The organism is Acidovorax sp. ACV01, from assembly GCF_014851495.1.
GTDB lineage: Bacteria > Pseudomonadota > Gammaproteobacteria > Burkholderiales > Burkholderiaceae_C > Acidovorax > Acidovorax radicis.
The window spans coordinates 433,353-456,735 of the sequence record NZ_JACUZT010000005.1; the positions used below are offsets into that span (position 1 = coordinate 433,353).

At 65.3% G+C, this 23,383-nt stretch carries 20 protein-coding genes; 16 read left to right on the forward strand and 4 right to left on the reverse strand.

What is annotated here, in order from left to right; translation table 11 throughout:
• The first annotated feature begins 62 nt into the window (after positions 1 to 62).
• From IB243_RS17060 to IB243_RS17070, 3 genes are all read left to right on the forward strand, one after another.
• Positions 63 to 2,432, forward strand: a complete 2,370-nt coding sequence (locus IB243_RS17060) for a Tex family protein (RefSeq protein WP_192428430.1) — start codon at positions 63 to 65, stop codon at positions 2,430 to 2,432.
• 81 nt (positions 2,433 to 2,513) lie between these two features.
• Positions 2,514 to 3,341 (forward strand): HDOD domain-containing protein, encoded by an 828-nt coding sequence (locus tag IB243_RS17065; RefSeq protein ID WP_010465558.1) that lies wholly within the window; start codon positions 2,514 to 2,516, stop codon positions 3,339 to 3,341.
• Between the two features lie 49 nt (positions 3,342 to 3,390).
• Positions 3,391 to 4,590: a patatin-like phospholipase family protein gene (locus IB243_RS17070; protein WP_192428431.1), complete on the forward strand. Its 1,200-nt coding sequence runs from the start codon at positions 3,391 to 3,393 to the stop codon at positions 4,588 to 4,590.
• A gap of 32 nt (positions 4,591 to 4,622) precedes the next feature.
• On the opposite strand, the gene IB243_RS17075 is transcribed toward IB243_RS17070, so the two are convergent.
• Together IB243_RS17075 and IB243_RS17080 are read right to left on the reverse strand one after the other, a co-directional pair.
• Positions 4,623 to 7,457: an EAL domain-containing protein gene (locus tag IB243_RS17075; protein WP_192428432.1), complete on the reverse strand. Its 2,835-nt coding sequence runs from the start codon at positions 7,455 to 7,457 to the stop codon at positions 4,623 to 4,625.
• Between the two features lie 515 nt (positions 7,458 to 7,972).
• Entirely contained in the window at positions 7,973 to 9,109 is a 1,137-nt protein-coding gene (locus IB243_RS17080) for an iron-containing alcohol dehydrogenase (RefSeq protein ID WP_192428433.1), read from the reverse strand.
• Positions 9,110 to 9,308: 199 nt separating this feature from the next.
• On the opposite strand from IB243_RS17080, the gene IB243_RS17085 reads away from it, so the two are divergent.
• The 3 genes from IB243_RS17085 (at position 9,309) to IB243_RS17095 (ending at position 12,066) form a co-directional block, all read left to right on the forward strand.
• The gene (locus IB243_RS17085; RefSeq protein ID WP_192428434.1) at positions 9,309 to 10,178 is read left to right on the forward strand and encodes a 2-keto-4-pentenoate hydratase; all 870 of its coding nucleotides are present in this window, start codon (positions 9,309 to 9,311) and stop codon (positions 10,176 to 10,178) included.
• A gap of 101 nt (positions 10,179 to 10,279) precedes the next feature.
• A complete protein-coding gene (locus IB243_RS17090) occupies positions 10,280 to 11,200 on the forward strand; it encodes an alpha/beta hydrolase (protein ID WP_225585021.1) in 921 nt (306 codons plus the stop codon).
• Positions 11,201 to 11,208: 8 nt separating this feature from the next.
• A complete protein-coding gene (locus IB243_RS17095) occupies positions 11,209 to 12,066 on the forward strand; it encodes a YbgC/FadM family acyl-CoA thioesterase (RefSeq protein ID WP_192428436.1) in 858 nt (285 codons plus the stop codon).
• Between the two features lie 64 nt (positions 12,067 to 12,130).
• Here IB243_RS17095 and IB243_RS17100 read toward each other — a convergent pair whose 3' ends face one another.
• Complete coding sequence (locus IB243_RS17100) at positions 12,131 to 13,042, reverse strand: folate-binding protein YgfZ (RefSeq protein ID WP_057224745.1); 912 nt, start codon at positions 13,040 to 13,042, stop codon at positions 12,131 to 12,133.
• Positions 13,043 to 13,087: 45 nt separating this feature from the next.
• On the opposite strand from IB243_RS17100, the gene mltG reads away from it, so the two are divergent.
• The 6 genes from mltG to IB243_RS17130 all read left to right on the forward strand — a co-directional run bounded on the left by mltG (position 13,088) and on the right by IB243_RS17130 (position 17,787).
• Positions 13,088 to 14,074 (forward strand): endolytic transglycosylase MltG, encoded by a 987-nt coding sequence (mltG, locus tag IB243_RS17105; RefSeq protein ID WP_370540349.1) that lies wholly within the window; start codon positions 13,088 to 13,090, stop codon positions 14,072 to 14,074.
• Between the two features lie 20 nt (positions 14,075 to 14,094).
• Entirely contained in the window at positions 14,095 to 14,772 is a 678-nt protein-coding gene (gene tmk, locus IB243_RS17110; protein ID WP_192428438.1) for a dTMP kinase, read from the forward strand.
• Entirely contained in the window at positions 14,769 to 15,779 is a 1,011-nt protein-coding gene (locus IB243_RS17115; protein WP_192428439.1) for a DNA polymerase III subunit delta', read from the forward strand. Before tmk ends, IB243_RS17115 begins: the two co-directional genes overlap by 4 nt.
• A gap of 16 nt (positions 15,780 to 15,795) precedes the next feature.
• Positions 15,796 to 16,155, forward strand: coding sequence for a PilZ domain-containing protein (locus IB243_RS17120; protein WP_010465538.1), 360 nt, complete (start codon positions 15,796 to 15,798; stop codon positions 16,153 to 16,155).
• Positions 16,156 to 16,309: 154 nt separating this feature from the next.
• The gene (locus IB243_RS17125; RefSeq protein WP_057224737.1) at positions 16,310 to 17,116 is read left to right on the forward strand and encodes a TatD family hydrolase; all 807 of its coding nucleotides are present in this window, start codon (positions 16,310 to 16,312) and stop codon (positions 17,114 to 17,116) included.
• Positions 17,113 to 17,787 carry an ankyrin repeat domain-containing protein gene (locus tag IB243_RS17130; RefSeq protein ID WP_010465534.1) on the forward strand — a complete coding sequence of 225 codons (675 nt, stop codon included), beginning with the start codon at positions 17,113 to 17,115 and terminating at the stop codon, positions 17,785 to 17,787. Before IB243_RS17125 ends, IB243_RS17130 begins: the two co-directional genes overlap by 4 nt.
• Positions 17,788 to 17,832: 45 nt before the next feature.
• Here IB243_RS17130 and msbA read toward each other — a convergent pair whose 3' ends face one another.
• Positions 17,833 to 19,638 carry a lipid A export permease/ATP-binding protein MsbA gene (gene msbA / locus IB243_RS17135; protein WP_029414239.1) on the reverse strand — a complete coding sequence of 602 codons (1,806 nt, stop codon included), beginning with the start codon at positions 19,636 to 19,638 and terminating at the stop codon, positions 17,833 to 17,835.
• A gap of 187 nt (positions 19,639 to 19,825) precedes the next feature.
• Here msbA and tolB point away from each other — a divergent pair, with 187 nt between their 5' ends.
• From tolB to IB243_RS17155, 4 genes are read left to right on the forward strand one after another with little or no spacing between them, the layout of a single operon-like run.
• Positions 19,826 to 21,145, forward strand: coding sequence for a Tol-Pal system beta propeller repeat protein TolB (tolB, locus tag IB243_RS17140; RefSeq protein WP_029414238.1), 1,320 nt, complete (start codon positions 19,826 to 19,828; stop codon positions 21,143 to 21,145).
• 44 nt (positions 21,146 to 21,189) lie between these two features.
• Complete coding sequence (pal, locus tag IB243_RS17145; RefSeq protein ID WP_010465528.1) at positions 21,190 to 21,729, forward strand: peptidoglycan-associated lipoprotein Pal; 540 nt, start codon at positions 21,190 to 21,192, stop codon at positions 21,727 to 21,729.
• Positions 21,729 to 22,520 (forward strand): tol-pal system protein YbgF, encoded by a 792-nt coding sequence (gene ybgF / locus IB243_RS17150; RefSeq protein WP_192428478.1) that lies wholly within the window; start codon positions 21,729 to 21,731, stop codon positions 22,518 to 22,520. Before pal ends, ybgF begins: the two co-directional genes overlap by 1 nt.
• A complete protein-coding gene (locus IB243_RS17155; RefSeq protein WP_192428440.1) occupies positions 22,520 to 23,347 on the forward strand; it encodes a ThiF family adenylyltransferase in 828 nt (275 codons plus the stop codon). Before ybgF ends, IB243_RS17155 begins: the two co-directional genes overlap by 1 nt.
• Positions 23,348 to 23,383 lie beyond the last annotated feature (36 nt).

The window sequence follows — 23,383 nt, forward strand, 5'->3', positions numbered from 1 at the left end:
ATGCCTGTGGCAAACTCGCGCGCTTCGCGTATTTTTTCGAGTTTCAGAGAGTTTGCCCACCCATGCAGCAGATCGTCCGGCAGTTGGCCGCAGAAATCAAAATCAGTGAACAACAGGTGCGCGCAGCGGTGGAGCTGCTCGACGGCGGCGCCACAGTGCCTTTCATCGCCCGCTACCGCAAGGAAGTGACGAATGGGCTGGACGATATCCAGCTGCGCGAGCTGGAAGCGCGCCTGTCGTACCTGCGCGAGCTGGAAGACCGCCGTGCCGCCGTGCTCAAGAGCATCGACGAGCAGGGCAAGCTGACCGACGCCCTGCGCGTGGCGATTGCCAGCGCACCCACCAAGCAGGAGCTGGAAGACATCTACCTGCCTTTCAAGCAAAAACGCCGTACCAAGGGCCAGATGGCGCGCGAATTCGGCATCGAACCCTTGGCCGACAAGCTGTTTGCAGATCCCACGCTGGACCCTGCGGCCGAGGCCGCAGCCTTCACCAAGCCCCCCGAAGTGCTGGACGATGGCAAGACGGGCGCCGATTTCTCCACCGTGCCGGCCGTGCTCGACGGCGTGCGCGACATCCTCTCCGAGCGTTGGGCCGAGGACGCCGTGCTGGTGCAGTCGCTGCGCGAATGGCTGTGGACCGAGGGCTTGCTGCGCAGCAAGAAGGTGGAGGGCAAGAACGAGAACGACCCCGAGGTTTCCAAGTTTCGCGACTACTTCGAATACGACGAGCCCATTGGCCGCGTGCCATCGCACCGGGCGCTGGCTGTGTTCCGGGGCCGTGGGCTGGAGATCCTGGAAGCCAAGCTGGTGTTGCCCGTTGAGCCCGAGCCCGGCAAGCCCAGCCTGGCCGAAGGCAAGATTGCCCTGCACCTGGGCTGGAGCCACGCAGGTCGTCCGGCCGACGACCTGCTGCGCAAGTGTGTGGCCTGGACCTGGCGCGTGAAGCTGTCGCTCTCGACCGAGCGCGACCTGTTCGCCCGCCTGCGCGACGACGCTGAAAAAGTGGCCATCAAGGTGTTTGCCGACAATCTGCGCGACCTGCTGCTAGCGGCGCCCGCCGGCCCGCGCGTGGTGATGGGGCTGGACCCCGGCATCCGCACCGGCGTGAAGGTGGCCGTGGTGGACGCCACAGGCAAGCTGGTGGAGACCGCCACCGTCTACCCGCACGAGCCGCGCCGCGACTGGGAAGGCTCGCTGCACACCCTGGCCAAGCTGGCCGAAAAGCATGGCGTGAACCTGATCGCCATCGGCAATGGCACGGCCAGCCGCGAAACCGACAAGCTGGCCGCCGACCTCATCAAGCTGGCCGCCAAGGCCGAGCGCGCCATCGAGAAGGTGGTGGTGAGCGAAGCCGGTGCATCCGTCTATTCCGCCAGCGAATACGCGTCGCAAGAGATGCCCGATGTGGACGTGAGCCTGCGCGGTGCGGCGTCCATCGCACGGCGCCTGCAGGACCCGCTGGCCGAGCTGGTGAAGATCGACCCCAAGAGCATCGGCGTGGGCCAGTACCAGCACGACGTGAACCAGAGCGAGCTGGCCCGCACCCTGGGCACGGTGGTGGAAGACTGCGTGAACTCGGTGGGTGTGGACCTGAACACGGCCAGCGTGCCGCTGCTCAGCCGCGTGTCGGGCCTGTCGGGCAGCGTGGCCAAGGCCGTGGTGCGCTGGCGCGAGGCCAATGGCGCGTTCAAGAGCCGCAAGCAGCTCATGGACGTGGCGGGCCTGGGTGCCAAGACCTTCGAGCAGAGCGCAGGCTTCCTGCGCATCCGCGGCGGCGAGAACCCGCTCGACATGACCGGCGTGCACCCCGAAACCTACCCCGTGGTCGAGCAGATCATGGAGAAGACCGGCAAGCCCGTGGCCGAGATCATGGGCCGCGCCGACATGCTCAAGACGCTGAAGCCCGAGCTGTTCGCCAACGACAGGTTCGGCGTCATCACCGTCAAGGACATCCTGGGCGAGCTGGAAAAGCCCGGCCGCGACCCGCGCCCGGACTTCAAGGTGGCGCGCTTCAACGACGGCGTCGAGGACATCAAGGACCTCAAGGAAGGCATGATCCTGGAGGGCACGGTGAGCAACGTGGCCCAGTTCGGCGCCTTCATCGACCTGGGCGTGCACCAGGACGGCCTGGTGCACGTGAGCCAGCTGGCGCACAAGTTCGTGAACGACGCGCGCGAAGTGGTCAAGACCGGCGACATCGTCAAGGTCAAGGTCATGGAGGTGGACGTGGAGCGCAAGCGCATCGGCCTGTCGATGAAGCTGGGCGATGCGCCACCGCGCCAGGGTGGCGACCGGGGCGCGCCGCGGGACAACCGCTTTGAAGGCGCGGGCCGGGGCTACGCCCAGCCCCAGCGTCGCGCGCCCGAGCCCACACAGCAGTCGGCCATGGCATCGGCATTTGCCAAGTTGCAACAGGCCAAGGGCCGTTGACGGCTTGGGGCGGGATTGCACGGGATTGCGGCAGGATGGAGGCCATAATCGCCAGCAACCCCAACTCTGGTGCCTGACCCCATGGAGCTGAACGCACTGCTCGCCCAACCCGTGGCTCTGCCCAGCCTTCCGCGCACGGTGGCATTGCTGATGAGCGAGTTGGCCCATGAGGAACCCAGCCTGCGGCGCCTCAACCAGCTTTTTGGCACCGACCCGGCACTGGCCGGGCGGCTGCTGGAGCTGGCCAATTCCCACACTTTCCAGGTACCGCGCCAGATTGCGGGCATCCCCGAAGCGCTGACGCTGCTGGGCATGGCCCAGGTGCGCGCGCTGGTCACGTCTGCGCCACTGGGCACCACCTCACGCTCCGTGCCTGGGGTGAACATGCAGCAGTTTTGGCGCTACAGCCTCAACACCGCCAAGCTGGCGCGGTCGCTGGCGGGCATCGTGCACCAGAACCAGATTGCCGCGTACACAGCCGGCCTGCTGCATGCGCTGGGCGAATTGGTGATTCATCTGGCCGACCCGGAGAAGGCCCAGTCGGTCAACACCCTGGTGGCGCCGTTCGACCTGCGGCGCGGCAAGATCGAAGAACGCATCTTTGGCTACGGCTACGGCCATGTGACGGCCGGGCTGGCACGCCGCTGGCGGTTGCCGGAGGTGGTGGTGGACGCCTTGCAGCACCAGAGCGCGCCGTTTGACAACAATGCCTACGAGCCCCTGGCGGGCGTGATCCACCTGGCCGCCTGGCGTGCCCGGGCCCGCGAGGCGGAGCTGGGCGAAAAGGAACTGGCCGTGTCCTTCCCCGGCGAAGTGGGCCTGGCGCTGGGGCTGGACATCGACATGGTGCTGCAGCAAGACCCTATCGACTGGACAGCGAAGCCCGAGGCTGCCGACTACGTGGTCTGAGAACCGGTTCTGAGGACGCAGCCCTTGTGGCTTTGCGAAAATGCCGCCCATGAAAGCCCTGCGCATCCATGCCGGCCCCCGCGCCCGCCAACACCTTGAAAACCACGGCCTGCAGCCCGGCGATGTGGGCGTGATCCCTGCTGCAGCCGGAGGGCCGAAGGGACTGATCCTGGGGCCATTGGACCGTTTCATCTTTGGTGAATGGCTGCCCCAGTCCAGCCAGCCGGTGCACCTGGTGGGCGCCTCGATTGGTGCCTGGCGCATGGCCACGGCCTGCCTGCAGCAGTCGGTGGCGGCCTTCGAGCGGCTGGAGCACGACTACATCCACCAGAACTACGACCTGCCGCCTGGCAAGAAGCGCCCCACGGCCGCGCATGTGAGCGAGCGGTTTGGCCAGAACCTGCAGGCGTTTTACGGCGGGCGCATCGACGAGGTGCTGAACCACCCGCGCTACCGCCTGCACATCGTCACCTCGCGCGGGCGGCATCTGCTGGGGCGCGAGCACCGCGTGGCCACGCCGCTGGGCTATCTGGGCGCCTTTCTGACGAACACGGTGCACCGCAAGGCGATGGGGGCGTGGCTGGAGCGGGTGGTGTTCTCCTCGTCCGATGCGTCCAGTACCTCCGCCGAGGGGGCGGGGGCTGCGTGTGCCGCGCTGCCCTTTGGCACCTCGGACTACCGCACCCGCCAGGTGCTGCTGTACGGCGGCAACTTCATGCAGGCGCTGCAAGCCAGCTGCTCGATTCCGTTTGTGCTGCAGGCGGTTCACAACATTCCGGGTGCGCCCCGTGGGGCGTATTGGGACGGGGGCATCACCGACTACCACCTGCACCTGGCCTACGGCCGGCAAAAACAGGATGCTATTGAATTAATAGCTGGAAGCGCTTTTCCATCCAGCGCTGGCGGCCAAAAAGACTTAAATTCTGACCCCGCTGCGTCGCCCGGCCTGGTGCTGTACCCGCATTTTCAGCACCGCGTGGTGCCCGGCTGGCTGGACAAGGGGCTCAAGTGGCGCCACCGCTCCACGCCCGCATTGGACAACATGGTGGTGCTGTCACCCAGCCCCGATTGGGTACAAAGCCTGCCCAACGCCAAGCTGCCCGACCGCAACGACTTCACCCACTACGGCACCGACGGCGCCGCACGCGCCAAGGCCTGGTTTGCGGCCACGCGGGCCAGCCAGCAACTGGTGGACGAGTGGCAGGCATGGCTGGCGCGGCCGGACATGAACGCCGTGCAGCCCTTGTAGGGGCCACGGACCGGCTCTCTGCCCAGAAGTACTCAGGTCGAAGCAGGCCGCCGTGCCGCCTCCTGCACGGCCCGGGCCGCGTGGCGGGCGGCGTGTTCGCGGGCCCAGGTCAGCACCTCGTGCGCGGGCATCGGCCGCGCAATGCCAAAGCCCTGGGCGCGCTCGCAGCCCAGCTCGAGCAGCCGGGCCGCCTGTGCGGCCGTCTCCACGCCTTCGGCCACCACATGCCGGTGGAAGGCGGCAGCCAGCGCGACGATGGCGCTCACGAGCGTGAGGTCGTCGCCATCTTCCAGAATGCCGCGCACGAACGACTGGTCGATCTTGATCGTCTCGGCGGGCAGGCGCTTCAAGTAGGACAGCGAGGAGAAGCCGGTGCCGAAGTCGTCCAGCGCAAAACGCACCCCCAGCGCCTGGCAGCTTTGCATCATGTGGCGCATGTACTGCATGTCTTGCAGGGCCGCAGATTCGAGGATCTCCAGCTCCAGGCGGGTGGGCGACACCTCGGGGCAGGTGTGCAGGATGTCCTTGAGTCGCTCGACAAAATTGGGCCGGTGGAAATGGGGCGCCGAAATGTTCACGCTCACCTCCCACAGCATGCCGGCGTCCGTCCACTGCCGCATCTGCGCCAGGGCCTGGCGCAGCACCCATTCGCCCACTTCCACTTCCAGCTCGGCATCCTCGATCAGTGGCAGCACATGCTGGGGGCCCAGCAGACCCTGGTCGGGGTGTTGCCAGCGCAGCAGGGCCTCCAGCCCCAGGATCTCGCCGGTGCGCAGGTGGATCTTGGGCTGGTAGTGCAGCACCAGTTCGCCCGCATGCAGCGCCTGGGCCACGCGGGTCTGGCGGGTGTGCTGGGTCTGTACGGCGTGGTCCAGCTGCACGTCGAACACATGCATCTGGTTGCGGCCAAAGCTCTTGGCCTGGCACATGGCCTGGTCGGCGTGGCGCAGCAGGGTGTCGGGGTTGGCGTCGTCCTGCGGAAACACGGCCACGCCCACACTCACGGTGGTGTGCAGCACCCGGTCGTCAATGGCGTAGGGGGCGGCCAGCTGTTGCATGAGCACGCCCACGCGCGCCTCGATGGCGGGCACATCGGGCAGTTCGCCCAGCAGCAGCACGAATTCGTCGCCCCCCATGCGCGCCACGGCGTCCTGTGGCGTGATGAAGGCACCCAGGCGCCGCGCGGTTTCCTTGAGCAGGCGGTCGCCCACGCGGTTGCCATGGGTGTCGTTCACGGTCTGGAAATGGTCCAGGTCGAGCATGCACACTGCCAGTAGCAGCCCTTTTTGCCGTGCCACGAAGATGGCATGGGTCAGGCGCTCGGCGAGGGCTGCGCGGTTGTACAACCCGGTAAGGGGATCGTGCCGGGCGTGCCACGAAATCTGGTGGCGCAGGTTGCGGGTTTCGGTCACGTCGCGGAACACCAGCACACAGCCCACGGCCATGCCGTCGCCCTTGCGGATCGCCGACGCGGTGTACTCGATGGCGTAGCGTTCGCCCGAGCGGTGGATCAACACCTCGTACGTGACCTGCTGCAGGGCGCCGGGCACGGTGTCCCGCTCGGCGGCCGAACTGGCGTTGCGGCTGGCAAGCTCTTCGTACAGGCGAAAGACGTCGTCCAGCTGCCGCCCCAGGGCCTGGTCGGCCGTGAAGCCGGTCATGAGCTGTGCGGCCTCGTTGATGGTCTCGATGCATCCCGAAAGGTCGGTGGTGATCACCCCATCACCGATGGAGGCGAGCGTGACCTCAGCCCTTTCTTTCTCTGCGCGCAGGGCCTCCTGTGCGCGTTTGCGTTCGGTCACATCGACCAGGGTGCCGATGGTGCCGGCCAGCGTGCCCCGGGTGGTGGTGAAGGGGGCCTCGTAGTAGGCCATGTCCCGTGGGGGCTGGTGGTTGGCGGGTTGCACGCGGATCTCGTTGTCCTGCGCCTGCGCGATCTGGGTAGAACGCTCGGGCGACAGCTCCTCCGGATACGCCGGTGGCGAGGCCTGTGCACTGCCTGCGCTGGCAGGTGCGTGAAAAATCCGCTGCCAGGCACGGTTGACTTCAAGGGTGACGCCGTTGGCATCCCGCACGAACACCGGCAGGGGGAGGGCGTCGATCAGCTGGCGCGTGAAATGCAGTTGCTCGCTCTGTTGGTGCTGGGTTTCGCGCAGCGACAGCACCAGCGACTGGACCTTGCCCGCCATGTCATTGAACGTGGCCGCCATGGCGCGCGATTCGAGTGTGCCCGTGACCTCCATGCGCGTGTCCAGGCGGCCCTGGCGGAACGCATCCGTCGCTTCGGCCAGGCGGCGCAGCATGCGGGCATTGGCCCGCAGCAGCAGCGTGAGCAGAAACAGGATGGTGAAAATATTGAGCGCCGAGATGCGCAACTGCACTACCACCGTGCTCCAGACCTGGCTGACGAGGGGCACTGCCTGCAACGTCACCGTCAGGCGCCCAGGCGACCCGCCATCGGCCAGGGCCTGGCCGAACTGCTGCGAGGGTGGCGTGATGTTGACCCATTGGGTAAACCAGTCCGGGGCAGCGGCGGCCATGCGGGGCGCCCGGGCTTCGGTGGCGGGCTCGTTGCCCACTTGCCATTTCAGCGAATGGATGCCCGGCCCGAAGCTGGCAAGCCCTTGGCTGAGCAGCTTGGCCTGGGCTTCGCGGTGGGAAGGGGGTAGAGCCACCAGCGAGGGCAGCAGTGCCTCGGCCGCGCGCCGCAGTTCGGTGGCGGCGTGGCGGCGCACCTCGTCGGTTTCCGTGGCCACCAGGTAGTGGTAACGCACTGCACTGACCAGCACGATGATCAGCGCGATGGGCACATACAGCCGGGGATAGGTGCCCCGCAGGAGCCAGGTGCTGAGATTTCCGGTGCGCATGGACAGTGGCCCTCCCCCCTTGGAACACGCTCCAGTACCCAGGGTAATAAATTGTTAATTAATTGTTGACTGGTCGGAGTCTAGCGCGTGGTGATGCGCGTGAGATGGGTTTGGACAGCGCAATCCTGCCCAGTGTGGCGACAGCAGGAAGGCCCGTGTGGGGAATGGGGAACACAGCGCGCCGGACGCTCCGGCGTCGCATCTCGACCCTCAAAGATCGCCGGTGTGCTTCGAGCCTGATAAAAGTCTTTTTGGAGATCGCGTTGGAGTGCAATCGGGATGAATGGATGCCTTGGATGCGTCGCATGGGCTCGCGCCCATGCAAGCAGCCGGGGCGTCCAACCACTCAAGTTCATCGGCCCGATTTCACTCCAACCCTGCGGGCAAGTGCCTTGCAGGGCGGTCTGCGGCGTTGCGGCGTTTTCCAATAGCCGAGCTATTGGCTGCACCCCGCGCCTGGCATCCCATCCCGGCAAGGCACTTGTGAGACTCCAAAAAATATTCTGAACAGGCTCTTACAGCGACTGGGCCAGCATGTCGCGGTACTCCTCGGGCGTGGCAATGCGCGGATTGGTCTTGTGGCAGTGGTCGGCCATCGCGCCCTTGATGATGTCGTCGAACATGCCCTCGGTCACCCCCATGGCTGCCAGGCCCGTGGGCAGGCCCAGGCGGGCGTTCATGTCGCGGATAGCTTCAGGGATGTCGCCCGCACTGGCCAGGCCCATGGCGTGGGCCATGCGCTCCAGGCGTTTTTCCTTTTGTACCGATTCGGCCGTTGCATTGAAACGGATGACAGCGGGCAGGAACATGGCGTTGAGGGTGCCGTGGTGCAGGCGCGGGTTCACCCCGCCCAGGCTGTGGCTGAGTGAATGCACGGCGCCCAGGCCCTTCTGGAACGCCATGGCGCCCTGCATGCTGGCGCTCATCATGTGCAGGCGCGCGTCGCGGTCGCTGCCGTTTTTGGTGGCGTGCTCGATGTTGGCCCAGCCGCGCGTGAGGCCATCCAGCGCAATGCCATCGGCCGGGGGGTTGAAGGCTGCCGACATGAAGGTCTCCATGCAGTGCGCAATCGCGTCCATGCCGGTGGCGGCTGTCAGCATGGGGGGCAGGCCCAGCGTGAGTTCGGGGTCGCAGATGGCGGTTTTGGGTACCAGGTTCCACGAGTGAAAGCCCAGCTTTCTGTGGTCATCCACGATGATGATGGCGCCGCGCGCCACCTCGCTGCCCGTACCGCTGGTGGTGGGCACGGCGATCAGCGGTGCTGCGCGGTCGGTGATGCGCGGCGAGCCGCCTTCGATGGTGGCGTAGTGGGTCAGCGGCCCCTCGTGCGTGGCGGCGATCGCGATGCCCTTGGCACAGTCGATGGCCGAGCCCCCGCCCACGGCGATCAGGCCGTCGCAGCCCTGGGCCTTGTACATCTCCACGGCGGCGCGCACGGCGGCTTCGGTGGGGTTCGACGGCGTCTGGTCAAACACCGCCACGGTCAGGCCGGGCAGAGCGTCCAGCGCCTTTTGCAGCACGCCTGCGGCCTTCACACCGGGGTCCGTAACGATCAGAGGGCGTGTGATGCCGACACGCTCGCATTCCTGCTGGAGCAGCTTGACCGCGCCGAATTCAAACTGGATCTGGGTGACGTAGTAGATGAATGCCATGGTGCAACAGGATGTGTGAATAAAAGCGCCAGCGATTACGATAGCCCGCCAGCCTTCAGAGCGGTCAACAAAACTCAGCGAACCGGTTCTGGCTAGGCGCTGCGTCGCAGGCAGTACGGGTAGTACGACAAGACGCGGCAACGACACCAGAAGAGTTTTGTTGGCCGCTCCAATCCCACTTTATAAGGAGGAGACACGCATGCATACGAAGCAAACCCTGATGGCAGCCCTGATGGCCGTCGCATCTGTGACAAACGCCCAGGCCCAGTGCCTCACCGATGCGCAGGCCGCCGACATGGTGGCCAGCTACATCGCCAAGACACCGGCGACCAACCCCGAGAACCTCTCGGACGCCGATGGCGCCTGCACGCGCGGCAAGGTCAACGCATTGCTGGCGCAGCGCCTGGGCAAGGTGATTGGCTACAAGGCGGGCCTCACCAACCCTGCCGTGCAAAAACGCTTCAACACCGACAAGCCCGTGTGGGGCAAGCTGTATGAGGGCATGGTGCTGGAGAATGGTGCCACGGTGGACGCGGCGTTTGGTGCCCGTCCGCTGTACGAGGCGGACATGCTGGTGCGCGTGAAAAGCGCCGCCATCAACCACGCCAAGACCCCCATGGAAGTGCTGGAGGCGGTGGACCAGATCATCCCTTTCATGGAGTTGCCCGATCTCATGGTGCAGGCCCCGCCCAAGCTCAACGGCGCGGGCGTGTCGGCCATCAACGTGGGCGCGCGCCTGGGTGTGGCCGGCGCGCCCCTTGCCGTGCCAGCCTATCGCGGCGAGCGTTTTGTGATGTTGAAGGCGCTGGCGGATATGAATGTCTCGCTCAGCGATGGCAGTGGTGCGCGACTGGGCGGCGGCAAGGGCAGCGACATCCTGGAGCATCCGCTCAATGCCGTGGTGTGGCTGGCCAGCGCCTTGGCCCAGGAAGGGCTGGCCATGCAGCCGGGCGACCTGATCAGCCTGGGCTCGTTTTCGCCGCTGCTGCCGCCCAAGGCAGGCCTTGTGGTCACCGCGACCTACGACGGCCTGCCGGGCGCCGCGCCCGTGCGTGTGACCTTCAAGTAAACGACCCAAGCCTTGCCCGCACGGTGCGGGCTGTTCCCCTGTTGCCGAGACCCTGACCGTTGACCGATCTGCACATCCACCACACCCGCCTCACCCCCCAGATGCGCAGCGTGCTCGAACGCATGGCGCGTGCGGGGCACGCCCCGCTGCACACCCGCTCGCCCCAGGATGCACGCACTGCCTACCAGGCGGGAGCCGATGTGCTGGAGGTGCCCAAGGCGGCCCTGGCGCGGGTGGAGGACCTGCACATCCCCGCGCGCGATGGCCATGCGCTGCCCGCTCGGCTGTACGCACCGACCACGGAAGTTGGCCTGCCGGTGCTGCTGTACACCCACGGCGGTGGCTTCACCATCGGCAACATCGCCACCCACGACATCCTGTGCCGCGAGCTGGCGCGCCTGGCCGGCTGCATGGTGGTGTCGCTGGACTACCGGCTGGCGCCGGAGCACCGCTTTCCGACGGCCAGCAACGATGCATGGGATGCGCTGAAGTGGCTGGCAGCGCAGGCCGCCACCCTGGGGGCGGACTCGGCGCGCCTGGCCGTGGGTGGCGACAGCGCCGGCGGCACGTTGGCTGCCGTCAATGCCGTCCTGGCGCGGGATGCGCGGCTGCCCCTGGCGCTGCAGCTGCTGATCTACCCGGGCTGCGCGGCCCACCAGGACACGCCGTCCCACAGCACTTTCGCGCATGGCCTGGTGCTGGAAGAGCCCGCTATCAGCTGGTTCTTTGGCAACTATGTGCAAAGCCGCGAGGAGCGCGAGGACTGGCGTTTTGCCCCCCTGCTCGCACCGGATGTGGAGGGCGTAGCCCCGGCCTGGGTGGGCCTGGCCGAATGCGACCCGCTGGTGGACGAGGGCATCGAGTACGCCGACAAACTGCGCCTGGCCGGTGTGCCCGTAGACCTCGACATCTACCGGGGCGTCACCCACGAATTCATCAAGATGGGCCGCGCCATCCCTGAAGCGCGCAAGGCCCATGCCGACGCAGCCCGTGCGCTGCGCCGGGCCTTTGGAATGGAGTGAAGACCACCATGCAACGCAAAGACTTCCGCTGTTTCCACCGCCTGCGCGTGCGCTGGGCCGAGGTGGACATGCAAAAAATCGTGTTCAACGCGCACTATCTCATGTACATCGACACGGCCATGAGCGACTACTGGCGTGCGCTGGGTTTGCCCTACGAGGCGAGCATGCTCACCTTGGGTGGCGAGATGTATGTGAAGAAAGCCACGGTCGAGTACCACGCCTCGGCACGGCTGGATGACACGCTGGACGTGGGCCTGCGCTGCACGCGCATCGGCAACTCGTCCTGCCTGTTCACGGCGGGCATTTTCAACGGCGACCGGCTGCTGATCTCGGCCGAACTGGTCTATGTGTTCGCCGATCCGGCCACGCAGACCTCGCGCCCGGTGCCACCTTCGCTGCGCGCCATCTTTGAGGGCTTTGAGGCCGGTGCCGACATGGCGGAGGTGCGCACGGGCGACTGGAACACGCTGGGCCGCGATGCAGGCCGCGTGCGCACGGAGGTGTTCGTGCACGAGCAGGGAATTCCTGCCGAAATCGAGGCCGACGTGCAAGACATCTCGGCCCGCCATGCCGTGCTCTACAACCGGCTGGGCATGCCCATTGCCGCCGGCCGCCTGCTGCAGCCACAGCCGGGCCTGGGCCGTATTGGCCGCATGGCGGTGGACCGATCGGTGCGTGGCGCGCAGTGGGGGCGGCTATTGCTGGATGCGCTGGTCGCCGCTGCGCGCGCCCGGGGCGATGCGGAGGTGCACCTGCACGCCCAGCGCAGTGCTGAGGGCTTCTACCGCCGCGCCGGGTTTTCCGTGGTGGGGGAGCCCTATGAAGAGGCCGGCATTGCGCACATTGCGATGGCGCAGCGTTTGTAGCTGATTTGCTATTGAAAAGTGAGCTATTGGCGCTTGTCTGAAGAGCGCCAAGGCCTGTTTTTATTCAAATATCGTCGAGCAGGGCGTAGGGCAGGGGCAGCAGGGACAGCGCCACGCCGTCCGTGGCACCCACCTGCAGGCTGGTCGCCTCTTGCGCCGCCGAGATCTGCAGCGAGACGATGGCATCAAAGCCGCCGTCCGGGGCTGGTGCCACTTGCACCACCGTGCCGCAGGGCTGTTCCAGGTCCGCCGTGCTGAACACTTCGGCACCCACCACCACGTCGGCCGCCGCATGGGCCACATAGGCGCGCCGCTTGAGCGTGCCCCGGAACTGGCTGCGCGCCACCACTTCCTGGCCGGGGTAGCAGCCCTTCTTGAAGTTCACGCCGCCCACCGATTCGTAGTTGAGCATCTGGGGCACGAAGGCTTCGGCCACGGGCGTTGTCAGAGTGGCCACGCCACTTTTCACTTCGCTCCAGCGCCACAGGTCTGGCGCCAGAAGAGCCCCCGGTGGGGCGGGTTCGGAGACTGGCGCCACCCACAGTGCACGGGGCTGGCCATCGGCGGGATACAGGTGGACCACCGACGCGGTGCCCACATCGGCCTTGGTCCAGGCGGGTTGGCTGCCGCCGGGCACGGCATCCCCGGCCAGGCCGTACAGGGCAAAGTCGTGGGTCGCGTCGGTCAGCTTGGCCTTGGCGCGCAATACGAACATCGACAGGCGCTTGAGCGTGGGGGGCAGCAGGTCGCTGCTGCAGACCAGCAGCACCTCCGTGGCGCTGCGCTTGAAGCCGATAAAGCTGGCCTGCATGCGGCCCTTGGCCGACAGGAACGCAGCCAGGCGGGCCTGGTCCATGCCGAGGAGGGCGAAATCCTGGGTGAGCTGGCCGTGCAGAAACTTGGCAGCGTCTTCGCCTTCCACGCGAATCACGCCGAGGTGGGACAGGGGGGCAATGCCGTTCAAGGGATAAGTCATCGCTGAATTATGATGCCCGCTCCCATTCATACAGGTATCAGGGTTGTGCGACGTTTACTGGCTTTGATCGTGTTGGTTCTGATCGCATCGGGTGGTGCGGCTTTCTGGTGGCTGCACCAGCCGCTGGTGACTGGCACCGAGCCTCTGGAGCTTGCCATCGAGCCCGGTACCACACCCCGGGGCATCGCCCGCGACGTGGTGGCCGCAGGGGCTCGTGTGGATGCCCGTGTGCTCTACGCCTGGTTCCGCGTCTCGGGCCAGGACCGTGCCATCAAGGCCGGCAACTACGAAATCCCCCCCGGCACCACGCCCCGCAGCCTGCTGCAAAAGCTGGTGCGCGGCGAAGAGAGCCTGCGCGCCATCACCCTGGTCGAGGGCTGGAACTGGCGCCAGGTGCGCCAGGCGCTCGCCAAGGAGGAACAGCTCAAGCGCGACGCCGCCACGCTGACCGACGAGGCGCTGATGGCGCAGTTGGGCCGCCCCGGCGTGGCGCCCGAGGGACGCTTCTTCCCGGACACCTACGCCTATGCCAAAGGTTCCAGCGACATCGCTTTGCTGCGCCGGGCCCTGCATGCCATGGACCGCCGCCTCGAAGCCGCCTGGGCGCAGCGCGCTGCGGACACGCCCCTCAAGTCGGCCGAAGAGGCCCTGACCCTGGCCAGCATTGTCGAGAAGGAAACCGGCAAGGCCAGCGACCGTGGGCAGATTGCGGGCGTGTTCGCCAACCGCCTGCGCGTGGGCATGCTGCTGCAGACCGACCCCACGGTGATCTATGGCCTGGGCGAGAAGTTTGATGGCAACCTGCGCCGCCGCGACCTGCAAACCGACACGCCCTGGAACACCTACACCCGCGCGGGCCTGCCGCCCACGCCGATTGCCATGCCCGGCAAGGCATCGCTGCTGGCAGCCGTGCAGCCCGACGCCACACGTGCCCTGTACTTTGTGGCCAAGGGCGATGGCACCAGCCACTTCAGCGCGTCGCTGGAGGAGCACAACCGTGCCGTCAACCGCTACCAACGCGGCCAGCAGTAGATTCTTCCACCAAGGTTTTCATGTCACGACCCGGTCTGTTCATCACCTTTGAAGGCATCGACGGTGCGGGCAAGTCCTCGCACATCGAGGGACTGGCCACTGCCTTTCGGGCGCAAGGCCGTTCCGTCACCGTCAGCCGCGAGCCAGGCGGCACGCCGCTGGCTGAAAAACTGCGCGAGATGGTCCTCAACGACCCGATGGACGCGCTCACGGAGTCCTTGCTGATCTTTGCCGCCCGCCGTGACCACCTGCGCAATGTGATCGAGCCCGCCCTGGCGCGGGGCGATGTGGTGCTGTGCGACCGGTTTACCGATGCCACCTTTGCCTACCAGGGCGCAGGGCGTGGCTTTGATCTTGGTGTGCTATTAATATTGGAGCGTCTTGCGCAGACTGGACTCGCGCAAGAGGCTGATTTGATGCGTGAACCTGACCTGACGGTGTGGTTTGACCTGGCACCTGAGGTGGCGGCCGAACGCCTGGCCGGTGCGAGGGTGCCCGACCGTTTCGAGGCCCAGCCTGTCGAGTTCTTCCGCCGCGTGGCCCAGGGCTATGCCGACCGGGCCGCCGCGGCGCCGCAGCGCTTTGCGCGCCTGGATGCAGCGGAGGAGCGCCACCGGGTGTGGCAGCAACTCACCAGCGTGTTTGTGCGCAAGGGCTGGCTGGCGATCATGGTGGCGTCGCAGGGAGGGCCGCAATGAGCGAGTTGGCCGTGCCATTGGCACCCTGGATCGCCGCGCAGCGCACCAGCTTGCTGGCCCAGCGCGGCCATGCGTGGCTGCTGCAGGGGCCTTCTGGACTGGGGCAGTACGCCCTGGGCATGGAGCTGGTGCGTGCCTGGCTGTGCGATGCCCCCACACAGCAGGGCGCGTGCGGCCACTGCGGCAGCTGCCACGCCATCGACGTGCGCACCCATGCCGACCTATGTGTGCTGATGCCCGAGGTGCAGATGATGGCGCTGGGCTGGCCCTTGTCGGAAAAGGCCCAGGCGGACATCGACGACAAGAAGCGCAAGCCCAGCCGCGAGATCCGCGTGGAAGCCATGCGCGATGCGGTGGAGTTCTCGCAGCGCACCTCGGCGCGCGGCAAAGGCAAGGCGGTGCTGGTGTACCCGGCCGAGCAGATGAACCACATCACGGCCAATGCCTTGCTCAAGACCCTGGAGGAGCCGCCGGGTGACGTGCGCTTTGTGCTGGCCAGCGAGGCGGCGCATCAGCTGCTGCCCACCATCCGCAGCCGCTGCCTGGGCCACTCCATGGTCTGGCCCGCAGAGGAGCAGATGCTGCAGTGGTTGCAAGGGCAGGGCATTGCTGCGGATGCCGCTTTGGCGTTTCTGCGGGCCGCAGGCGGGCGGCCCGACGATGCGTTGGCACTGGCGCGCTCTGGCCGCAGCCCGCAAGCCTGGTCGGCCTTGCCGCAGGCGGTGGCCAAGGGCGATGTGACCGCCTTGGGGGACTGGTCGCCCGCGCAGGTGATCGACGCACTGCAGAAGCTTTGCCACGACCTGCTGGCGGCCAGCGTGGGCGGCGCACCGCGCTACTTTGCGCCCGCAGACCTGCCCAAGGCGCTGCCATCGCTGGGTGCTTTGACACGCTGGTCGCGCGCACTGGCCAAGGCCGCGCGCACGGCAGACCATCCCTTCAATGCCGGCCTCATGCTGGAGGCGCTTGTCGCCCAGGCGCGAAACACCCTACACTCCAAGCACTGAGCCGCACCACAGATCCATGAGCAGTCCATCCACCGCCCCCCGCCCCAGCGTCATGCAGCTGGCCATCAAGGAAAAAGGGGCCCTGTACGCGGCCTACATTCCCTTTTTTGCCGAAGGGGGCATTTTTGTCCCCACCCAGCGAGACTACAAGCTGGGCGATGATGTCTATGTGCTGCTGACGCTGCCGGATGACACGCAGCGCTATCCGGTAGCGGGGCGCGTGGCATGGGTCACGCCAGCGCGGGCTGCGGGCAACCGCACCCAGGGCGTGGGCATCCAGTTTCCCAAGGACGAAAAGTCGCGCCAGCTCAAGGCCAAGATCGAGGAACTGCTGGGCACATCCCTGGGGTCCGACCGGCCCACCCAGACCATCTGAGCCTGGCCCACTGACCGTGCCGACCCGCGCAGGCTGGTCGGCATTTTTTATGGGTGCCCACGGCGAGGGCGCGGATGGCGTATCTTTACCCCCGAGCGCTGCGCCGCCGCTGATGGCACGCGTTGCGCCCCAGAAACGATTAATTTGAAACTGCATGTTCACTGATTCGCATTGCCATCTCAATTTTCCGGAACTGGTGAGCCAGTTGCCCGCCATCCGCCAGGCCATGGCCGAGGCGCAGGTTGACCGCGCCCTGTGCATCTGCACCACGCTGGAAGAATTCGACGGGGTGCATGCCCTGGCCATGGCCCACGACAACTTCTGGAGCACGGTGGGTGTGCACCCCGACAACGAAGGCATCGCCGAGCCTTCGGTGCAGGACCTGCTGGACCGTGCTGCCTTGCCACGTGTGGTGGCCATCGGCGAAACAGGGCTCGACTACTACGGCATGGAAGACCGCAAAGGGGGGCGCAGCATTGCCGATCTGGAGTGGCAGCGCGACCGTTTCCGCAACCACATCCGTGCGGCCCGGGTGTGCGAAAAACCCCTGGTCATCCACACGCGCAGCGCGTCGGACGACACCCTCGCCATCCTGCGCGAGGAGGGCGAGGACGGCCCCGGCAACCGGGCCGGCGGCGTTTTCCACTGCTTTACCGAATCCATGCAGGTGGCGCGTGCGGCGCTCGATCTGGGCTACTACATTTCGTTCTCGGGCATCGTGACATTCAAGAGCGCCCAGGAGCTGCGCGACGTGGTGGCCTTTGTGCCGCTGGACCGTACCCTGATTGAAACCGACAGCCCCTATCTGGCGCCCGTGCCGTATCGCGGCAAGACCAACAACCCCTCGTATGTGCCCTACGTGGCCAGGCAGGTGGCCGAGACCAAGGGGCTGGCGCTGGAAGAAGTGGCCGAGGCCACCAGCCGCAACTTTGACATCCTGTTCAAGGGGGTGACCGCATGATTTGCCATCGCCGCAGCGTGTTGGCGACCTTGGCGCTGGGGCTGACTGCCCCTGGCATCTGGGCCGGAGCCTACGAGGATTTTTTTGTCGCCATCCTGCGCGATGACGATGCTGCGATTGCCGCGCTGTTGCGCAGGGGTTTTGATCCGAATACGCGCGATCCGAAAGGGCAGGTGGGCCTCACCATCGCCTTGCAAAATGGTTCGGTCAAGGCCTTTGCGGCTTTGTTGGCCTCCCGCCAGGTGGATGTCGAAGCACGCAATGCGCAGGACGAAAGCCCCTTGATGATGGCGGCCCTCAAGGGCAACGTAGAAGCCGTCAAGGCGCTGCTGGCACGTGACGCCGACGTGAACAAGACGGGCTGGACGCCTTTGCACTATGCGGCCTCTGCAGGCTCGCGCCAGCATGCAGCCATCATCGCATTGCTGCTGGAGAACCATGCCTACATCGATGCAGCCTCGCCCAACGGCACCACGCCCCTCATGATGGCTGCGCATTACGGCTCCAGCGAGGCCGTGCAGCTTTTGCTGGACGAGGGCGCTGATCCAGCACTCAAGAACCAGCTGGGCCTCACGGCTGCAGACTTTGCCCTGCGTGTGAGCCGTACTGAATCTGCCGACAAGATCGCCGCAGCCATACGCAAGCGGCAGCCCAACCGGGGCCGTTGGTAGGCGCCTTGCGATGGGCCATCGCGCAGCAGGCGCGGTGTTTTCAGATCATTGCAATGCGGCGGCTTCGCCCGAGGCAGGCCGCGTCTGAAGGCGTGCATACAGCCCGCCCATTGCCATCAGCTCCGTGTGGGTGCCTTGTTCGGCAATGCGCCCACGTTCCATGACGACGACCCGGTTCGCATGCTCGATGGTGGACAGGCGGTGCGCAATGACCAGGGTGGTGCGCCCTTGCATCAGGCGCTGCAGGGCATCTTGGACCAGCCGCTCGGATTCGGTGTCCAGCGCCGAGGTGGCCTCGTCCAGAATCAGGATAGGGGCATCCTTGTACAGTGCCCGCGCAATCGCCAGCCGCTGGCGCTGCCCTCCCGACAATTGTGTGGCGTTGTGGCCCACCACGGTGTGCATGCCCCGGGGCAGTGCTGCCACGTGCTCGGCCAGGTTGGCAGCGGCCAGGCACGCCTGCACGCGCGCCTCATTCACCTCATGGCCCAGTGCTACGTTGGCCGCGACGGTATCGTTGAACATCACTACGTCCTGGCTCACCATGGCGAATTGGGAGCGCAGCGATCCGAGGTCCCACTCTGGCAACGGGTTCCCGTCGACCAGGATTTCACCCGAAGCGGGCGTCACAAACCGTGGCAACAGGTTGACCAGCGTGGTCTTGCCCGCACCGGACGGGCCGACCAAGGCAACGATTTCGCCAGGCTCCACGCGCAAGCTGATGTGGTCCAGCGCCGGGGCGTGGTCTGGACCGAACGACACCGTCACCTGCCTGAGCTCCAGTGCTCCCTGGGCGCGGTCCTTGCGGAACTGGCCACCTGTTTCGGCGCCCGTGTCTCCCAGCAGTGCCAGCCCCCGCTCCAGGGCGGCGACGCCCCGTGTGATGGGGCTGGCGACATCGGCCAAGCGGCGTATAGGGGCGATGAGCATCAGCATGGCCGTAATGAACGACACGAAGCCACCGACGGTGACATCCTTGGCGTCCACAGTGCCGCGGCTTTGCCACAGTGCAATGCAGATCACCACGGAGAGCGCTGCAGCGGCCAGCAGCTGGGTCAGCGGCGTCATGGCGGCGGAGGCGATGGTGGACTTGATCGCCAGGCGCCGCAGGCTCTGGCTCAGGGTGGCGAAGCGCCCGGCCTGCCCAGGCTGCGCGCCGTGCAGGCGCACCATGCGGTGGGCCAGCACGTTTTCTTCCACCACGTAGGCGAGTTCGTCGGTGGCCTGCTGGCTGCTCTTGGTCAGGTGATAGAGGCGCCGGGACAGCGTTTTCATGATCCAGGCCACGCCCGGCACGACCACGGCAACGATCAGCGTGAGCTGCCAGTTGAGGTACAGCAGATACACCAGCAGCGCCACCAGCGTGAATCCGTCGCGCGATACCCCGAGCAGTGCCTGCACGAGCAAGGTTGCCCCGGTTTGCACCTCGTACACCACCGTGTTGGACAGCGTGCTGGCCGACTGCCGCGAGAACAGGCCCATCTCGGCAGCAAGAACCCTGTCGAACAGCGACTGGCGCAGCGTCAGCATGCCTTCGTTGGCAATGCGTGCCAGCGCGTACTGGCCGACGAACTGGGCAACTCCACGCACGAAGAACACGCCCAGGATGGCCAGTGGCACCATCCACAGCTGCAGGGTTCCCTGGGTGAAGCCTCGATCGAGCAGAGGTTGCAGCAATGCTGGAATCAGTGGCTCGGTGATCGCGCCCACGAGGGTGGCTACCACCGCGAGGCTCCAGGCCATTCGCTGGTTGCCAAAATAAACGGACAGCCGACGCAGGCGAGTGGCCAGGCTTGCAGCGGGCGGGGAGGGAGTATTGGGAGGCGCGGCGCCCGTGTCTGTGGCTTGCATGTGGCCCGGATTCTACGGTTGTGGGCTGTGACGGTGCCGGTGGGACATTTCTTCGCAGCAGGTTGTGCGCTTCAAAAAATCGGCACGGATATGTCCTGGGGTCGCACGTTTTGTCACAGGGGTTTCCCTGCTGTGTGTAACATTCGGGTTTGCCTTTCGGCATTTGTTCGGCTACCGCTGGATGCCAATGACCACAGATCGAATCTCTACACACCCATCTCCTGCGGCTTTGCCGCATCCCTTGCGCCGCCACATGTTGGCAGCGCTGCTCTCGACCCCCGCACTGCCAGCCCTTGCGCAATTTCGCGTCGAGGTCACAGGTGTTGGCTTGACCCAGTTGCCCATCGCGATTGCACCGTTCAGGGGCGAGGCGCAGTCACCCCAGAAGATTGCGGCCATTGTCCAGGCTGACCTGGAGCGCAGCGGCCAGTTCCGCGCTGTGGATGCTTCCGGTGCGGTGCTGGACGAAACTGCCCGCCCGGATGTAGCCCTGTGGCGCCAGAAGAGTGCGGACTCCTTGGCCACCGGCAGTGTCACGCGCCTTGCGGATGGGCGCTTCGATGTGCGGTTTCGCCTTTGGGATGTGGTGAAGGGACAGGACCTGGGTGGCCAGAGCTTTGTGGTCACCCAAGGCGATCTGCGCTTGGTGTCGCACCGCATTGCGGATTTCATCTATGAAAAGCTGACGGGCGAGCGCGGCATTTTCTCGACACGCATCGCCTATGTCACCAAGACAGGTTCCCGGTACAGCCTGTGGGTGGCAGACGCCGATGGCGAGAATGCCCAATCGGCACTGTCAAGCCCCGAGCCCATCATCTCTCCCGCATGGTCGCCCAATGGTGGGCAGCTGGCCTATGTGTCGTTTGAATCTCGCAAGCCGGTTGTCTATGTGCATGATGTGGCGTCCGGCCGCAGGCGCCTGATTGCCAACTTCCGGGGGTCCAACAGTGCCCCGGCCTGGGCTCCGGATGGCCGCTCCCTTGCCGTGACGCTCAGCCGCGACGGGGGTTCCCAGCTTTACACCATCGACGCCAACGGCGGCGAGCCGCGCCGCCTCATGCAGAGCGCCGGCATTGATACGGAGCCCATGTTCTCCGGTGACGGCCGCAGCATCTACTTTGTCAGTGACCGTGGTGGCGCACCGCAGATCTACAAGGTCTCCACATCCGGTGGCAATGCGGAGCGTGTGACGTTTACCGGCAGCTACAACATCTCCCCCAGCGTCAGTCCCGATGGTCGCTGGCTGGCCTACGTCTCCCGTGTCGGTGGGGCTTTCAAGCTGCACGTCATGGACCTGTCCTCTGGCACCGTGAATGCGGTCACGGACACGACGGCCGACGAGAACCCCAGCTTCGCGCCCAATAGCCGCCTTATCGTTTATGCCACCCAGCAGCAAGGTCGTGAGGCGCTCATGACCACGACGCTCGACGGCAAGATCAAGGCCCGGCTTGCCGGTCAGGCGGGTGATATCCGCGAGCCCGACTGGGGTCCGTTTCAAAAGCAATGAACTTATCCGCACTTTCAAATATCAAGTTTTCAGGAGAATTTTGGATGATCAAACGTTTTACCCTTGCCCTTACCGTTGTCGCACTGGTTGCCGGATGCAGCTCTGGCGTGAAGCTGGACGACGTGCCTGTCGAAGACAAGAACGCCACCTCCACCATGGGCGGCAACAGTGGCGCCAACTCTGGCAATACCGCACAGAGTGGTGTGGCTGGTGTGGATCTTGGCCAGTCGGGCCGTGATGCTGCGGGGCCTGTCGGCGTGAGCCGCATTGTCTATTTTGACTACGACAGCTATGTGATCAAGCCGGAGTTCCAGTCGCTGATCGAAGCGCATTCCCGCTTCATCAAGGCAGGTACCAACCGCAAGGTGATGATTGAAGGCCACACGGATGACCGTGGTGGTCGCGAGTACAACCTGGCGCTGGGCCAAAAGCGTGCCGAAGCGGTGCGCCGTTCGCTGGCTCTGTTGGGCGTGCAAGACAGCCAAGTGGAAGCCGTGAGCTTTGGCAAAGAAAAGCCTGCAGCCCAGGGTAACTCCGAGGACGCGCATGCGCAGAATCGCCGGGCAGAACTGTCCTACCGTTGATGCGCGCGATTTTTTTGTCCTATCGTCTCAAGGCGTTGGCGGCAGTAACGCTGTCGGCCGCCTTGGTGTCTACGGGCCACGCCGCAATTTTCGAGGATGGCGAAGCTCGCCGTGCGATCCTCGAAATGCGGCAGCGTGTGGACAGCATGCAGCTGTCTCAACAACGGACTGCGGAAGAAATGCGCAGGCTTGGCGAAGAGAATGGCCAGCTGCGGCGCAGCCTGCTGGATCTGCAAAGTCAGATCGATGCACTGCGCGCGGAGCAGTCAACGCTTCGTGGTCAGAATGAACAGCTGTTGCGCGATGCGGCTGATCTGCAGCGGCGCCAGAAAGACATTGCCCAAGGGGTAGACGACCGTCTGCGGCAGTTTGAACCGGTCAAGGTGACCTTGGATGGGCAGGAGTTCCAGGCAGATCCTGCGGAGAAAAAGGACTTTGAGACGGCGTTGGCCGTGTTTCGTTCGGGCAAGTTTCCAGAAGCCGGTGCGGCTTTTGCAGCCTTTGTCCGACAGTATCCACGCAGCGGCTTCGCGCCTTCGGCGCGCTTCTGGCTCGGGAACGCACAGTACGCTACCCGCGAGTACAAGGAAGCGATTGGCAATTTCAAGCTGATGTTGTCTGATGCCCCGAGTCACGCACGTGCGCCAGAGGCTGCCTTGTCCATTGCCAACTGCCAGATTGAACTCAAAGACACGCGAACGGCTCGCAAGACCCTGGAGGATCTCGTGCGCGCGTACCCGCAGTCCGAAGCTGCAGTGGCGGCCAAGGAACGCCTGTCGCGCTTGAAGTAATGGTCGGCGAAGCGCGTTTGCAGGCAGCACCACCCGTGGGGGCGCTCGAAGATGTAGCGCTTGAACGCCGTTTTGGCGGGCTGGAGCGACTGTATGGCGTAGAAGGGTCACGCCGCATCCGCAGGGCGCATGTGGTGGTAGTGGGTATCGGGGGGGTGGGCTCGTGGGCCGCGGAGGCCTTGGCGCGCAGTGGGGTGGGGGAGGTCACCTTGATCGATCTCGACCATGTGTCCGAGTCGAACATCAATCGCCAGATTCACGCGCTTACCGAAACGGTCGGACAGGCCAAGGTTCTGGCAATGCGCGACCGGATTTCCCAAATACACCCCCAATGCAAGGTCCACTGCGTAGAGGATTTTGTGGAGCCCGGGAACTGGCCCAGTCTGCTTTCCCTGCCCGTTGATGCGGTGATTGATGCATGTGATCAAGTTCAAGCCAAGACGGCCATCGCGGTCTGGGCCCAAGCCCAGAAGGTTTTGCACATCACGGTTGGCGCGGCTGGGGGCAAACGCCATGCGCACCAAGTGGATGTGGACGATCTGGCCCGGACGACCCACGATCCTTTGCTGGCGCAACTTCGCTATCGCATGCGCAAGCACCACCGCGCAGCACGCGATGGTAAAAAAATAGGAGTGACTTGCGTCTTCAGCCGGGAAGCGGTGGCGCCGCCCGATGCGTCATGTAATTTGGAAGGAGATGGTTCCCTGAACTGTCATGGGTATGGCTCGGTCGTTGCGGTGACGGCCACCTTTGGTCAGTGTGCTGCGGGGTGGGTGCTGGACAAACTCGCCGCAACTTCTCAAAAGGACGAAAAAACGACGCTATAATTCAAGGCTTTGCAGCAGTCTGCCAAGATTGGCTGC

Coding starts and splice junctions, on each gene's coding strand:
- IB243_RS17060 (WP_192428430.1), top strand. CDS start 63: ATGCAGCAGATCGTCCGGCAGTTGGCCGCAGAAATCAAAATCAGTGAA.
- IB243_RS17065 (WP_010465558.1), top strand. CDS start 2,514: ATGGAGCTGAACGCACTGCTCGCCCAACCCGTGGCTCTGCCCAGCCTT.
- IB243_RS17070 (WP_192428431.1), top strand. CDS start 3,391: ATGAAAGCCCTGCGCATCCATGCCGGCCCCCGCGCCCGCCAACACCTT.
- IB243_RS17075 (WP_192428432.1), bottom strand. CDS start 7,457: ATGCGCACCGGAAATCTCAGCACCTGGCTCCTGCGGGGCACCTATCCC.
- IB243_RS17080 (WP_192428433.1), bottom strand. CDS start 9,109: ATGGCATTCATCTACTACGTCACCCAGATCCAGTTTGAATTCGGCGCG.
- IB243_RS17085 (WP_192428434.1), top strand. CDS start 9,309: ATGCATACGAAGCAAACCCTGATGGCAGCCCTGATGGCCGTCGCATCT.
- IB243_RS17090 (WP_225585021.1), top strand. CDS start 10,280: ATGCGCAGCGTGCTCGAACGCATGGCGCGTGCGGGGCACGCCCCGCTG.
- IB243_RS17095 (WP_192428436.1), top strand. CDS start 11,209: ATGCAACGCAAAGACTTCCGCTGTTTCCACCGCCTGCGCGTGCGCTGG.
- IB243_RS17100 (WP_057224745.1), bottom strand. CDS start 13,042: ATGACTTATCCCTTGAACGGCATTGCCCCCCTGTCCCACCTCGGCGTG.
- tmk (WP_192428438.1), top strand. CDS start 14,095: ATGTCACGACCCGGTCTGTTCATCACCTTTGAAGGCATCGACGGTGCG.
- IB243_RS17115 (WP_192428439.1), top strand. CDS start 14,769: ATGAGCGAGTTGGCCGTGCCATTGGCACCCTGGATCGCCGCGCAGCGC.
- IB243_RS17120 (WP_010465538.1), top strand. CDS start 15,796: ATGAGCAGTCCATCCACCGCCCCCCGCCCCAGCGTCATGCAGCTGGCC.
- IB243_RS17125 (WP_057224737.1), top strand. CDS start 16,310: ATGTTCACTGATTCGCATTGCCATCTCAATTTTCCGGAACTGGTGAGC.
- IB243_RS17130 (WP_010465534.1), top strand. CDS start 17,113: ATGATTTGCCATCGCCGCAGCGTGTTGGCGACCTTGGCGCTGGGGCTG.
- msbA (WP_029414239.1), bottom strand. CDS start 19,638: ATGCAAGCCACAGACACGGGCGCCGCGCCTCCCAATACTCCCTCCCCG.
- tolB (WP_029414238.1), top strand. CDS start 19,826: ATGACCACAGATCGAATCTCTACACACCCATCTCCTGCGGCTTTGCCG.
- pal (WP_010465528.1), top strand. CDS start 21,190: ATGATCAAACGTTTTACCCTTGCCCTTACCGTTGTCGCACTGGTTGCC.
- ybgF (WP_192428478.1), top strand. CDS start 21,729: ATGCGCGCGATTTTTTTGTCCTATCGTCTCAAGGCGTTGGCGGCAGTA.
- IB243_RS17155 (WP_192428440.1), top strand. CDS start 22,520: ATGGTCGGCGAAGCGCGTTTGCAGGCAGCACCACCCGTGGGGGCGCTC.